Annotated in this window: 10 protein-coding genes and 1 pseudogene; 4 read left to right on the forward strand and 7 right to left on the reverse strand. The window is 70.1% G+C overall.

Going from position 1 to position 13,389, the window contains the following annotated elements; translation table 11 throughout:
- Positions 1-62 precede the first annotated feature (62 nt).
- Positions 63-1,430, forward strand: a complete 1,368-nt coding sequence (locus IEZ20_RS25925) for a cellulase family glycosylhydrolase (protein ID WP_189302937.1) — start codon at positions 63-65, stop codon at positions 1,428-1,430.
- Positions 1,431-1,502: 72 nt separating this feature from the next.
- On the opposite strand, the gene IEZ20_RS25930 is transcribed toward IEZ20_RS25925, so the two are convergent.
- The 4 genes from IEZ20_RS25930 to IEZ20_RS25945 are packed head-to-tail and all read right to left on the reverse strand — an operon-like array spanning position 1,503 to position 6,946.
- The gene (locus IEZ20_RS25930) at positions 1,503-3,887 is read right to left on the reverse strand and encodes a beta-xylosidase/alpha-l-arabinosidase (protein WP_189302939.1); all 2,385 of its coding nucleotides are present in this window, start codon (positions 3,885-3,887) and stop codon (positions 1,503-1,505) included.
- Positions 3,884-4,702, reverse strand: a complete 819-nt coding sequence (locus IEZ20_RS25935; protein WP_189302941.1) for a carbohydrate ABC transporter permease — start codon at positions 4,700-4,702, stop codon at positions 3,884-3,886. The genes IEZ20_RS25930 and IEZ20_RS25935 overlap by 4 nt, the downstream gene beginning before the upstream one ends.
- Entirely contained in the window at positions 4,699-5,652 is a 954-nt protein-coding gene (locus IEZ20_RS25940) for a carbohydrate ABC transporter permease (protein WP_189302943.1), read from the reverse strand. The genes IEZ20_RS25935 and IEZ20_RS25940 overlap by 4 nt, the downstream gene beginning before the upstream one ends.
- A gap of 7 nt (positions 5,653-5,659) precedes the next feature.
- On the reverse strand, positions 5,660-6,946 hold the full coding sequence (locus IEZ20_RS25945; protein ID WP_189303216.1) for an ABC transporter substrate-binding protein: 1,287 nt from the start codon (positions 6,944-6,946) through the stop codon (positions 5,660-5,662).
- 151 nt (positions 6,947-7,097) lie between these two features.
- On the opposite strand from IEZ20_RS25945, the gene IEZ20_RS25950 reads away from it, so the two are divergent.
- Positions 7,098-8,120, forward strand: a complete 1,023-nt coding sequence (locus IEZ20_RS25950) for a LacI family DNA-binding transcriptional regulator (protein WP_189302946.1) — start codon at positions 7,098-7,100, stop codon at positions 8,118-8,120.
- A gap of 32 nt (positions 8,121-8,152) precedes the next feature.
- Here IEZ20_RS25950 and IEZ20_RS25955 read toward each other — a convergent pair whose 3' ends face one another.
- Both IEZ20_RS25955 and IEZ20_RS25960 read right to left on the reverse strand, forming a co-directional pair.
- Positions 8,153-8,569 (reverse strand): ATP-binding protein, encoded by a 417-nt coding sequence (locus tag IEZ20_RS25955; protein WP_189302948.1) that lies wholly within the window; start codon positions 8,567-8,569, stop codon positions 8,153-8,155.
- A gap of 173 nt (positions 8,570-8,742) precedes the next feature.
- Positions 8,743-9,819 (reverse strand): endo-1,4-beta-xylanase, encoded by a 1,077-nt coding sequence (locus tag IEZ20_RS25960; protein WP_189302950.1) that lies wholly within the window; start codon positions 9,817-9,819, stop codon positions 8,743-8,745.
- Between the two features lie 320 nt (positions 9,820-10,139).
- On the opposite strand from IEZ20_RS25960, the gene xynA reads away from it, so the two are divergent.
- Both xynA and IEZ20_RS25970 read left to right on the forward strand, forming a co-directional pair.
- A complete protein-coding gene (gene xynA, locus IEZ20_RS25965) occupies positions 10,140-10,835 on the forward strand; it encodes an endo-1,4-beta-xylanase XynA (protein WP_189302952.1) in 696 nt (231 codons plus the stop codon).
- A gap of 65 nt (positions 10,836-10,900) precedes the next feature.
- Positions 10,901-11,630, forward strand: a pseudogene (locus IEZ20_RS25970) (polysaccharide deacetylase family protein); the annotation flags it as partial.
- Positions 11,631-11,686: 56 nt separating this feature from the next.
- Here the strand turns inward: IEZ20_RS25970 and IEZ20_RS25975 are convergent.
- Positions 11,687-13,195, reverse strand: coding sequence for a DUF4246 domain-containing protein (locus IEZ20_RS25975; RefSeq protein ID WP_189302956.1), 1,509 nt, complete (start codon positions 13,193-13,195; stop codon positions 11,687-11,689).
- Positions 13,196-13,389: the final 194 nt, after the last annotated feature.

Below are 13,389 nucleotides of genomic sequence, written 5' to 3' on the forward strand. Positions count from 1 at the left end.
GTTCACCCCGTGGCTGGTGGGATGCGCGGCAACACCTGCCCCACCGGTCCGGGAGGTTTTCCGTGCTGCGAGCGATCCTGACGGCGGGGGCGGCCGTCGCCGCCCTGCTGGCCCCCGCCACCACCCACGCCGAGGAGGCCGGGCAGAACATCCCGCCGCTCACCGACCGGCAGGGGCGGGTGCTCACCCTGCACGGCTGGAACATCGAGGACAAGACACACCGGGGCGAGGCGGCCCTGACCGCCATCACCGAACGCCACCTGCGCGACATGCGGGCGCAGGGCTTCGACTTCGCCCGGCTGCTGGTCTTCTGGGACGACCTGGAGCCGGCACCCGGGCAGTACAGCCGGGGCTACCTCCGCAGGATCGAGCGCGTCCTGGACTGGGCCGGGAAGTACCACCTGAAGGTGGTGATCGACGCCCACCAGGACGTCTTCGGCCCCGCCTTCGGCCACCGCGGCATACCCGAGTGGGCGACGAGGACCGACGGGCTGCCGTTCACCCCGCATCCGGACGACTGGTTCGCCGAGTACTTCGAACCCGCCGTACAGCGGGCCTTCACCCATCTCTACGAGGACGCGGACCTGCAGAGCGCCCAGGCCGCGATGTGGCGGACGCTGGCCGCCCGCTTCGCCCGCCATCCCGCCGTGCTCGGCTACGACCTCGTCAACGAGCCGATGGGTGAGCAAAGACCCGGAGAGGACCTGGCGACGGCCGCGCGCCGCATCGAACGCGACCAGCTCACGCCGATGTACAACCGCCTCGCGGACGCGGTCCGTCCGGTCGACCGGGACGCCTGGCTGTTCGTCGAACCGACCCCGATCGTGGGCGAGGGCGTGCCCACCGGCCTGGGGCGCGTGGAGGATCCCCGGGTCGTGTACGCGCCGCACTTCTACGACACCGCCATGGAGGCGGGCGCCGACTACGATCCCGGGGCCGGCTGGATCGAGGCGTACGAGCGGGCCGTCACCGAGTACCCGAAGCGGTACGGGGTCCCGGTGGTGGTGGGCGAATGGGGGCCGCCGGACAGCGCCCTGCCCCGCATGAACCGCTTCTACCGCGACGCGATGGCCTCCCTGGGCCGCTACGCCTCCGGCTGGGCGGGCTACGTGTGGTGCTACGGCGGCGGGTACTGCGCGGTGGACGACACGGGTGCCTTCCGCCCCCACAAGGAGCTGACCGCCGAACCGTACGCGGAGGCCGTGGCGGGCACGGTCCGCTTCGCCGGGTACGACTCCGGGGCGGGCGTGTACCGGCTGTCCTACCGCGCGGCTTCCGCCGGGCCCCGGGTGACCACGGTGTCCCTTCCGGCCGGCACGTGGCGGATCACGGGCGACGGCGGCGCGACCGTCGTACGCGACACGGAAGGCCGGGTCCGGGTCCTGGCCGGCCCGGGCAGGCTGGTGAGCGTCACCGTGCGGCGCGGCTGACCACGGGTGGTGCCGGCCGCGCGCCGTGGCCCGTCCCCGTCGGCGAAGGAGCGGGCCACGGCGCGGTGCGGGTCAGTGTGTCCCCGGCTGCGTCTCCTGCTCGAAGCGCGCGTGGAACCGGCGGTTGTGGTCCACATGGCGTTCGGGGCCGGTCAGGGTCACCGTCGCCGTCAGGCGGGTGTCGGTGCTGGACGCCGCCAGACGCAGGTGCAGCTCGCCCGGTTCGACCACCCGCCGTCCGTCGCGGCCGGTGAAGGCGGCCAGGTCGGCCGGCACGGTCACCCGCAGCCGGTGGGCCTCGCCCGCGGCGAGCGCGACCCGGGCGTAGCCGACGAGACGCTGCACCGGCTGGACGACGGAGGCGACCGGGTCGTGCAGGTAGAGCTGGACGACTTCGGTGCCGGCCCGCTCCCCCGTGTTGCGCACGGTGAAGGCGAGGGAGAACTCGCCGCCGGTGTCCGCCTCCGGCCGGTCGACCGTCAGGCCGTCCCAGGCGAAGGACGTGTAGGCCAGGCCGTGCCCGAACGGGAAGGCCGCCGTGGGATCGATGCTGGACACGTCGCTGGCCTGGGCGAGACGCGCCCCGAGGTAGGTGGCGGGCTGGCCGCCGCCGTCGCGGGGCACGCTGACGGGCAGCCGTCCGGACGGGTTGATCCGGCCGCTCAGCACGCCCGCGATGGCGGTGGTGCCCTCCGCTCCGGGGAAGAAGGACTGCACGATCGCGGCGGCCTCGTCGGCGGCGCGGCCGAGGGCGTAGGGCCGGCCGGCGAGCAGGACCGTCACCACGGGCGTACCCGTGTCGAGCAGCGCGTCGAGCAGTCGCTGCTGGGCGCCGGGCAGCGCCAGGGACTCCGCGTCGCAGCCCTCGCCGCTGGTCCCCCGGCCGAAGAGGCCGGCGCGGTCGCCGAGGGCCGCGACGACGACGTCGGCCTGGCGCGCGGTGCCGACGGCTTCGGCGATGCCGAAGACGTCGCCGTCGTCGACACCGGTGCCCGTGACGACGGTGACCTCCGCGTCGGGGAACTCCCGCCGGAGGGCGTCCTCCAGTGTGGGCAGGTCGATGCCGGGCGGTGTCTGCGGGTGGTGCACGCCGACGTGCTGGGGGAACGAGTAGCAGCCCAGCACGGCCGTCGGAGCGGTCGCGTTGGGGCCGATCAGGGCGATGCTGCGTGGCCGGGCCAACGGCAGGGTGCCGTCGTTGGCCAGCAGGACGACCGCTTCCTCCGCCACGGTACGGGCCAGTTCCCGGTTCTCGGAGGTGTCCAGGTCGACGGTGCCGCGCAGGGCGTCGGGGTCGTCCAGGTCCGCTCCCGCGAGTGCGGCGGGCACCGGGTTCCAGTCCGCGTCGAGCAGTCCGAGCCGGGCCTTCTGGACGAGCACCCGGCGCAGCGCCCGGTCGATGAGCGCCTCCGGCACCCGGCCCGCGGCGACGGCCTCGGCGAGCGGCGCGCCGAACGTCTTCACGGTGGGCAGTTCCACGTCGACTCCCGCGCGCAGGGCCGTGGCCGCGGCCTGGGCCCAGTCACCGGCGACACCGTGCAGGGTCTTCAGGAAGGCGATGCCGAAGTAGTCGGCGACGACGGTGCCGTCGAAGCCCCACGTCTCCCGCAGCAGCCCGGTGAGCAGGTCCTCGTCGGCCGCCGAGGGCATTCCGTCGGTGTCGGTGTAGGCGTGCATGACGGAGTCGGCTCCGCCCTCGCGTACGGCCATCTCGAACGGGGGCAGGATGACGTCCGCCCGTTCGCGCGGGCCCATGCCGACGGGTGCCAGGTTACGGCCCGCGCGGGAGGCGGAGTACCCGGCGAAGTGCTTCAGGGTGGCGACGACTCCGGCGGACTGCAGGCCCTGGACGTAGGCGGTGCCGATACTGCCGACGAGGTAGGGGTCCTCGCCGATGGTCTCCTCGACACGGCCCCAGCGCGCGTCGCGCACCACGTCCAGGACGGGCGCGAGGCCCTGGTGGACTCCGACGGACCGCAGGTCGCGGCCGATGGCGGCGGCCATCCGGCGGATCAGGCCGGGATCGAAGGTGGCGCCCCAGGACAGGGGGACGGGGTAGGCGGTGGCCCCCCAGGCGGCGAATCCGGCCAGGCACTCCTCGTGGGCCAGCGCGGGGATGCCGAAGCGGTTCGCGGCGGCGATCCGCGTCTGGGTGCGCAGCAGGGACAGCGCGCCGAGCGCCGGGTCGACGGGCGCCGTGCCGAAGGGGCGGGTCAGCTGGCCGAGCCCGGCCGGCAGGAGCGCGTCGAGGTCGACGGCCTCCTCCATGTCGTGCTGGTGCGGGGCGACTTCGCCGCCCTCGTCGGACGCGCCGACCCACACGCCGTACAGCTGGGCGATCTTCTCCTCGACGGTCATCGCGTCGATCAGCGCGGACACGCGGGTACCGATGTCCTGGGTGGGGTCGTTCCAGAGGGGGACTTCGGGGGTGGTCTCTACGGCCACGTTGGCGGTCACTTTCCTCCCATGCCCATCAGGCCCTGGACGAGGGCCCGGCGGGCGAACAGGTAGACGAGCAGGACGGGCACCATGGACAGCGTCACGGCTCCCAGCAGACCGGGGATGTCGACGCCGTGTTCGGTCTGGAAGTTGTACAGACCGAGGGTGATCACCTTGGTCGAGTCGGACTGGGTCAGGACGAGCGGGAACAGGAAGCCGTTCCAGGCCTGGAGCGCGGAGAACACCACGATCGTGGACAGGCCGCCGCGCGAGAGCGGGACGACGAGCTGGAAGAACATCCGCCGGGGGCTCGCGCCGTCCATCGTCATGGCTTCGAACAGCTCCGGGGAGATGTCCCGCATGGCCCCGCTGAGGATGAGCGCCGACATCGGCAGGCAGAACGCGGCGGTGGGCAGGATGACCCCGAGCAGGTTGTCGTACAGCCCCGCCTCGCTGATCAGGTAGAACATCGGCACGATGACGGCCTGGGCCGGGATGGCGAGGCCCAGCAGGAACAGCCGGAAGACCTGCGAGGTGACACGGCTGCGGCTGCGTACGATCGCGTAGGCCAGGGGTGGTACGAGCAGCAGCACCACGCCGACGACGCAGAGGGTGACGACGATGGTGTTGAGGAAGTACCGGCCGAAGCCCGAGTCGAACGCCGCGGTGTAGTTGTCGAGGGTGAAGTCGCGGGGGAAGGACACCGGGCCGTGCTTCGCGTAGTCCTGCCGTGTGCGCAGGGTCGCGGCGAGCATCACGTACAGCGGCAGACCCACCAGAACGAGCCAGACGATCGAGCCCGCTCCGGCCAGGTAGTTGGGGCGGTGCCTCATGACACCCCCTCCATGTCGCTGCGCATCTTGTCGTAGCCGGAGACGCGGACCACGATGAGCGAGACCACCGTGGCGGCGACGACCAGGCAGAGGGCGATGGCCGAGCCGGCGCCGAAGTCGAATCCCTTGAAGGCCTTCTGGTACATGTAGTAGGCGCTGATCGTGGTGTCGGTGCCCGGTCCGCCCTGGGTGAGGATGAGCACGGTCTCGAAGGTGGTCAGCCCGCCGACGATCATCAGGATCATCGAGGTGATGACCGAGTTGCGCAGCTGCGGCAGCGTGATGTGGAAGAACTGGCGGTAGCGCCCCGCGCCGTCGATCGCGGCCGCCTGGTACAGCACCGGCGGGATCGCCCGGGCCGCACCCTGGTAGATCAGCGTGTGGAACGGGGTGAACTGCCAGGTGCTGACGAAGGCCAGCACCCCGATGGCCGTGGCCTGCTCGCCGAACAGGTTGCCGTCCCCGAACAGCCAGGTCATCCGCGCGGGGATGCCGAAGTTCGGGTCGAGCAGCGCCCGCCAGAGCACCGAGACCGCGGTGGCGGACAGCAGCAGCGGGACGAAGTAGACCGCCGAGAGGACGGCGCGGTTGCGCTGGTGTCCGGCGGCCCAGACGCCGAGCACGATGCTCAGCGGGGTCTGGATGACCACGCCCAGGGCGGTGAGCAGCAGGGTCAGCCAGATGCTGTTGATCATCACGGGGTCGTCGAGGATGCGCTCCCAGTTGTCCGTCCCGACGAACTGCGGTGACCCCAGGCCGTTCCAGCTCATGAAGGACAGCACCGCCACCATGACCAGCGGTGCGAGGGCGAAGAGGGCGAAGAACAGGGTGGCGGGCAGGGCCCAGAGGAAGCCGGGGCGCGTGCCGCGTGCGGTGTGGGAGTCCTCCGGCCGCCGCCGGGCCTTGCCGGGCGCGGCGGTGGGCGGAGCGCTCGTGAGCTGTGTGGTCATCAGCGGTTCATTCGGTCGGGAGGGCCTGCATGGCCTTGATGAAGCCGTCCGTGTCGAGCTGTCCGTTGAAGAACTGCTGGACGGTCTGGTGGATCGGCGTCATGGCCGACGGCGGGAAGGCCTGGTCCCAGGACAGCTGGAAGGACTTGGCCTTGGCGACGAGGTCGTACTGGAAACGGGAGTACTCGGGGCTGGCCGAAGTGTCGAGGAACTTCGGTGTGTTGGTGGTCGTGGGCAGGTTGCCGATGGCCATCTGGGCCTTGACGAACTCGTCGGAGTACATCAGCTTCAGGAACTCGGCGACCGCCTCGGGGTGCTTGGTCTTCTTCAGCACCGAATAGAAGTTGTTGGTGTTGCCGACGACGTCGGACGGGTCGCCCTTGCCGCCGGGGATCGTCGGGAACGTGCTGTAGCCGAGGCCCTTGGCGGCGAAGTCCTTCGCGTCCTGCTGCTGCTGCGCGTAGTACCAGGACCCCATCAGCTCGAAGCCGGCCTTGCCCTGGGCCACCAGCGCGGGCGAGGCGCCGTTGGTGTACTTCACCGAGTCGTAGTTCTTGCCGAAGGCGCCGGTGTCGACCAGTTCCTTGAGCATGCCGAGCGCCTTCTTGCTGTCCGCGCTCGCCCAGGCGTCCTTGTCGCCGCTCAGGGCCTTCTGGAACAGCTCCGGGCCGGCGACGCGGTCGTAGACGTACTCGAACCACATCAGCGTCGGCCACTGGTCACCGCCGCCCAGGGCGATCGGTGTGACGCCTTCGGACTTGAGCTGCTTGACGGCGGCGAGGAGTTGGTCCCAGGTCGCCGGCTGCTTGACGCCCGCCTTGTCGAGCACCTCCTTGTTGCTGAACAGCAGCACCGGCTGGGTGCCGCGCATGGGGATGCCGTAGGGCTTGCCCTCGACGACCGCGCTGTTGTAGACGCTGGGCAGGAACTTGTCGTCGAGGTTCGGGTCCTTCTTGACGAAGTCGTCCAGCGGCATCAGCAGCCCGGCCTTGACGAACGGCTGGATGCTGCCGCCGCCCCAGTTGAAGAAGATGTCCGGCGCCTGCGGTGTATTGATGATCGTCTGCAGCTTCTGCTGGTAGTCGGCGCCTGGAATGGTGTCGAGGACGGCCTTGACCTTCGACGTCTTGTTGAAGGTGTCGACCATCTGCTTCTCGACCTTGTTGCTGGCGTCCCCGTAGACCAGCACGTGGATCCTGCCGTCGTCCGAGGAACCCCCGCCGCTTCCGTTCCCGCACGCCGCGAGACTCGCCGCGAGGGCGAGTGTCGCTCCGCAAGCGAGCACGCGGGGCATCCGTGTACGCATGGTCGTCCGCCTTCCGAAAGTTTCGGATTAAAAGTCGAAAGTCCTGCGGCTGGACAGTAGGAGGCCGGGGAAGAAATGGTCAACGGTCGTGCACGTACGCAGCCAAACCGTTACCCGCGTCGTGGCCTATGCTGCGCCCATGCGCGAAGAAGCCCAGGTCGGTCGCAGAGTTACCTTGGCAGCCGTGGCCAGAGAAGCCGGCGTCTCGCTTCCGACAGTTTCGAAGGTCCTCAACGGCCGTTCGGATGTCTCCCCCACGACCCGAGCCAAGGTGGAGCGTCTTCTGGAGATCCACGGCTACCGCCGACGGGCCGCCGGGCCGCCGCAGGCCCCCCTCATCGAGATCGTCTTCCACGAACTGGAGAGCGTCTGGGCGATGGAACTGATCCGCGGTGTGGAGAACGTCGCCAAGCGGAACGACGCGACCGTGGCGCTCACCGAGAGCGGGACACGGCAGGCTCCCGGGCCGGAGTGGATCGAGGGCGTGCTGCGCCGCCGGCCCCTCGGCGTGCTGCTGGTCTTCTCCACCGTTCCGGAGGATGTGAAGAGGCAGCTGCGGTCCCGGGCCATCCCGTTCGTGATCGTGGACCCGGCGGGCGATCCCGACCCCGACGTCCCGTCGGTCGGCTCCGCCAACTGGGCCGGAGGCGTGGCCGCCACCCGTCACCTCACCGAACAGGGACACGAGCGCGTCGCCATCATCACCGGACCCGAGGACCTGATGTGCTCACTGGCCCGGCTGGACGGATACCGGTCGGCGATGGCGATGGCGGGCCACGAACCGGACCCGCGGCTGGTGCGTTTCGGGGACTTCCACGTCCAGGGCGGCTTCGAGCACGCCATGGACCTCCTTCGGCGCCCGGACCGCCCGACGGCGATCTTCGCCGGGAGCGACCTGCAGGCACTGGGCGTCCTTGAGGCGGCGCGGGTGCTGGGCCTGAGCGTGCCCGGGGATCTGTCGGTGGTGGGGTACGACGACGTACCGCCGGCCCGGTGGTCGAGCCCGCCGCTGACCACCGTGCAGCAGCCGCTCCAGCGCATGGCCGAGGAGGCGGCACGGATGCTGCTGCGCCCCACCGACCCCGGCAAGACGGCACTGCGCATCGAACTCGCCACACACCTGGTGATACGGCAGAGCACCGCGCCGCCCGCCCTCGGCTGAACCCCCGTACACCGGCAGGGGCGTTGCGGGTGTCAGGCGTCCCCTTGGGCGGGCGGCCGGAAACAGGCGACGACGGTCTTGCCGTGCGGACAGGGCCGGGCCTCCCAGTGGTCGGCCAGGGCGTCCATCAGCAGCACGCCGCGCCCGCCGGGCTGGAGCACCCCGGGGTTCCGGGGCCCGGGCAGCACCGGGGAGGTGTCGTGCACCGCGATGTGCAGGCAATCGTTGTCCCAGGACATCACCAGCTGGGCGGTGCTGTGCGCGTGCACGTGGGCGTTGGTGACCAGTTCGGACACCACCAGCAGCACGTCGTCCACCGTCTCGGGGGCCGAGCGGGTCCAGCCCAGCTCGGCCAGATGGGCTCGCGCCCAGTCCCGTGCCGTCTTGACCTGACTGTCGAGCGGCAGTGAGCGCGCCCAGCCCACCGCGCGAAGCGAACGTCCGTCCACGAGTCTTCCTCTCCGTACCGGCCCGGCCGTGTCCCGTCCATCCGGCTACCCGCGCACGGCTCGGGTACGGCTGCGACGTGGATTTCGGGGTGGCCGTGCCACGGGTTCGGGGGTGGCCGTGCCACGGGTTCGGGGGCGGCTGGGCCATGGACGGCCGGGACGGGCGGCCTTCGCTATCCGGCCGCTTCGGACCGCGCCCGGCCCGCCAGCTCGGACTGGAGAGCCCGGTACGCCGGCTTCGGGCGGTAGTCCTCGTCGAACAGGTTGGCCGCGCCCTCACCGGGGAAGGTGTCCGGGACCCAGGAGTACCGGTCGGTGAAGCCCCAGACGGTGAACGAGATGCAGCGGCGGGTGCGCAGACAGGCGTCGAGCAGCCGCCGGTACCCCTCGGCCTGGGTGGCGAGCCTGCCGGAGTCGGCCGGCACCGGCATGCGGACGTCCGCCTCCGTCACCGCGGTGGCCAGACCGAGCCTGTCGAAGCGGGCGAAGTTGTCCGCCATGCCGGTGGGCAGGTCGTACCGGATGCTCAAGTGCCCCTGGAAGCCGACGCCGTCGACGGGTACGCCCGCGGCGCGCAGGCTGCGGAGCAGGTCGTAGACGGCATCGCTCTTCGGTCCCGTCCACTCGGTGTTGTAGTCGTTGTAGAAGAGCAGGGCGTGCGGGTCGGCCTCGTGCGCCCAGCGGAAGGCGTCGGCGATGTAGCCGGGGCCGAGCGTGCGCAGCCATATGCTGTCGCGCAGCGTCCCGTCCTCGTTGAACGCCTCGTTGACGACGTCCCACTGCCAGATCCGGCCCTTGAAGTGCCGCACGGTGTCGGTGATGTGCCGGTGCAGGGCGGCGCGCAGTCGACCGGCGTCGAGGTCGCCCGCGGTGAGCCAGGACGGCAACTGGTTGTGCCAGACCAGGACATGGCCGCGCACCTTCTGTCCGTGCCGGTGCGCGAAGTCGACCAGGCGGTCGGCGGCGGCCCAGTCGTACTCGCCCTGGCGGGGTTCGAGGGACTCCCACTTCATCACGTTCTCCGGGGTGACGGTGGAGAACTCGGAGCCCGTGAGCCGACGGTAGTCGGTGTCGTCGGTGAGCGCGGAGACGTCGACGGCGGTACCGATCCGCAGGTGGTCGTCGGCGGCGAGCTGCCGCAGCGGACGGTCGGGCGCCGCGGGGCCGCCCGACGCGTGGGAGGGGCTCGCGACGGCGAGCGGAAGCAGGGCGAGACAGCAGGCTGTCGCGAGGAGGCGGGGCAGGTTCACGGGCACTCCCGGAAAGAGGTCGAAAGTTTCGGCATGCCTTACGAGCGTTGCGTCACGCTAGGCAGACGGCCTCGGCGCGTCAACCACCGCGCCCCGCCATATTTCCGCGGAGGATTCGATCGGCATCGAAACTTTCGCACCTACACCCGGTTTATGGCCGCCGAGTTTCGATGAAGTTTCGGAAACGGACGCATTGACCGCCGTTTCCGCCCGGCCCCATACTCTCCAGCAATCGAGCCCTCCCCGCAGGGACGACCCCCCACCCATTGCATGGCGCGATCATGACAATTCGCGCCGAGCGCTCTCATCCAGGAGGACGCATGGACATGGACCACGCCCTTTCCCGCCCGATGAGCCGCAGGGGCTTCATCAACCGTGCCGGTGCCCTGGCGCTGGCCACGTCCGCCTCCGGGCTGCTGCTGCCCGGCACCGCCCACGCCGCCACGACCATCACCAGCAACCAGACCGGCACCGACAACGGCTTCTTCTACTCCTTCTGGACCGACGCGCCGGGAACGGTCTCCATGACCCTGAACTCCGGCGGCAACTACAGCACCTCGTGGCGCAACACCGGCAACTTCGTCGCGGGCAAGGGCTGGAGCAACGGCGGACGCAGGACCGTTTCCTACTCGGGCAGCTTCAGCCCGTCCGGCAACGCCTACCTGGCGCTGTACGGGTGGACCTCGAACCCGCTGGTGGAGTACTACATCGTCGACAACTGGGGCACCTACCGGCCCACCGGAACCTACAAGGGCACGGTCACCAGCGACGGCGGCACGTACGACATCTACCAGACCACCCGGTACAACGCCCCGTCCGTCGAAGGCACCAGGACCTTCAACCAGTACTGGAGCGTCCGGCAGTCCAAGCGGACCGGCGGCACCATCACCACCGGCAACCACTTCGACGCCTGGGCCCGCGCCGGCATGCCCCTCGGCAGCTTCAGCTACTACATGATCCTGGCCACCGAGGGCTACCAGAGCAGCGGCAGCTCCAACATCACGGTGAACGGATGACCGCCCCGCCCCTTCCCGTCACGCCCCGCCGCGGCCACGCCCGCCCCTGAGGAGGACCCACCCGCATGCGCGCCGCACCCCGCTCCCTGCTGACCGGACTGGCCGTCGCCGCGACAGCCCTGGCCGGCACCGTCACCTCCACCGTCGACGCCGTCCCGGCCCACGCGGCCGCCTGCAACGGCTACGTCGGACTCACCTTCGACGACGGCCCCTCGGGCGACCACACCCCCGCCCTGCTCAACGCCCTGAGGCAGAACGGCCTGCGGGCCACGATGTTCAACGAGGGCCAGTTCGCCGCCGCCTATCCGGCCCAGGTCCGGGCCGAGGTGAACGCCGGTATGTGGATCGGCAACCACAGCTACACCCACCCTCATCTGACCCAGCTGAGCCAGGCGCAGGTCGACTCCGAGGTCTCCCGCACCCAGCAGGCGATCGCCGCGGCCGGCGGCGGCACGCCGCAGCTGTTCCGCCCGCCGTACGGCGAGACCAACGCCACCGTCCAGGCGGTGGAGAGCAAGTACGGGCTGAGGCAGATCATCTGGGACGTCGACTCGCAGGACTGGAACGGCGCGAGCACCGACGCGATCGTGCAGGCCGTGTCCCGGCTGAGCAACGGCCAGATCATCCTCATGCACGAATGGCCGGCCAACACCCTCGCCGCCATCCCGCGCATCGCCCAGACGCTGGCGAGCAAGGGTCTGTGCGCCGGCCGCATCTCCCCGCAGACCGGCCGCGCCGTGGCGCCCTGACGGCCCTGCCGGTCCGCGACAACGGGTCGGGGGTGGTTCCGGAGGAATCCGGAACCACCCCCGACCCGTGTGGGCACGGGGTGACCGGAGATCTTCAGATCTTCAGTGCTCGCAGAGGGAGAATTCTCGTTCGTAGAGCTGCTCGTTGTGTTCGTCGACGAAGAACTTGCGTTCCCGCATGAGTTCTTCGCGGTAGTTCCTGGCCTGTTCAAGCGTCATGGTCGAGGTGGTGGACCAGGGTTGCTGCGGTGGCACGTCGGACGTCGAGACGATCCTCTCCGACGGGTCGACCAGGAAGAACGCGAGGATCTTGCGATGCCCCGGTCGGGTGGGGTCCACGAGGCGGAACGAGTCGACACGGTGTTGCAGGATGTTCGGGAACGCCAGGCAGCGGCCCGCCGGTGTCGGGACCGACCCCAGCACCTGGTTGAGTGCGTCTTCGTCCTCCAGGCCGTAGACCTCGCGCAGACCGTTGTCGTCGTTCTGTTCGTAGTGCGGGTCGTCGAGTGCCGCCCGGAAACCCAGCCGGCTTTCGGTGATGTTCTCGCTGTCCCAGTAGTAGATGCCGGTCGAGACGATCCGCTCGTTCAGCATCCCCTCGACATGCCAGGAACCGCCAGGGTACTCGGGCTTGTCCGGGGTGAGATGGATGGTGGCGAGTTTGACGATGACCTGGAGGCGGCGGCCGCGCAGGTCGACCCGGGCGGACGCGTCGGGCACCTCGGGCGGGGTGAAGGGCGGGGCGTCCGGGACGACCGGGCGGCGGTTCTCCCACCACTCGTCCTGGGCCTCCTCCCACGCACGGACGGCTTCGGCGTGGGCCGCCTCGTCACTGTAGGAGGACTCGTCCGGATACTCCGGTTGCGAGTCGTACCACCCGTAGGGATCGGCCTCGATCCGCAGGGGCCGCGGATGGCGCAGGTCGGTGAGCACGTTCTCCATCAGCGGGCGCAAGCGCGCGAACAGCTCCGGCAGGACGGAGGCCAGTTCGCGATGCGTCTCGGGGTGGACGTTGTTGACGTAGGAACGGAAGGTGACGTCACCGTCGTCACTGACGTCGACGTCCGTGGGCAGCCACTGGAACTTCTCCGAGAACTCGTACTTCGAGTAGCGGTCCGTCGGGTTCCGCCAAGCCTGCTCGGGCGCGCCGCTCACGCCTCTCACCAGGCAGAACAGTGAGGGATGGACCAGGTCCAGTACCTGGCCGTCGGACCCGGGATGCCAGTCCTGTTCCTCTTCGGGGACCTGTTCCAGAACCCGGACCGCCTCGCGCAGCCGGGACCTGAGACGGTCGTCGACCAGTGTGTCCGACTGCCACACCCCGTCGACGGCGGACACCTCGATGCCGGTTCGCCCGTCCCGCAGCGCGGCGTAGTGCCCGAGTTCGGCAAGCACGTACCGGACCTGCGCCTCGGTGAGGCCCTGGGCGACCGCTTCCCGCGTCCACCTGGCCACGATGTCGGCGTCGTTCATCTTGTCGAACCACCCCGGCTTCGCCCGGATGTGCGAGCTGCACTGCATCATCTGCAGTTCCCGCAGCGTTCGGGGTGTCGCGAACGCTATGGAACGGGAAGCGTGAAAGGGCAGCGGAAAAGCAGACAGGCCGGTCAATTCTCTTGGTCCTCCGCGTCGTTGTACGGCGGCGGGAAGGATAGCCCAGCACACTGACACCGGAGCCGGCGGAGAAGCGCGAGGGCGAGGCGGGATCGTGGCGAGCAGAGCCTGCCCGAAGCAGCTCAGCCGCGGACCGAAAATGACGAAAGGGCCGTTTCGGATTCCTCTGAAACAGCCCTTGACCTGCGAAA

This window comes from Streptomyces cinerochromogenes, from assembly GCF_014648635.1.
GTDB classification, from domain to species: domain Bacteria; phylum Actinomycetota; class Actinomycetes; order Streptomycetales; family Streptomycetaceae; genus Streptomyces; species Streptomyces cinerochromogenes.

Coding starts and splice junctions, on each gene's coding strand:
- IEZ20_RS25945 (WP_189303216.1), bottom strand. CDS start 6,946: ATGCCCCGCGTGCTCGCTTGCGGAGCGACACTCGCCCTCGCGGCGAGT.
- xynA (WP_189302952.1), top strand. CDS start 10,140: ATGGACATGGACCACGCCCTTTCCCGCCCGATGAGCCGCAGGGGCTTC.
- IEZ20_RS25940 (WP_189302943.1), bottom strand. CDS start 5,652: ATGACCACACAGCTCACGAGCGCTCCGCCCACCGCCGCGCCCGGCAAG.
- IEZ20_RS25950 (WP_189302946.1), top strand. CDS start 7,098: ATGCGCGAAGAAGCCCAGGTCGGTCGCAGAGTTACCTTGGCAGCCGTG.
- IEZ20_RS25935 (WP_189302941.1), bottom strand. CDS start 4,702: ATGAGGCACCGCCCCAACTACCTGGCCGGAGCGGGCTCGATCGTCTGG.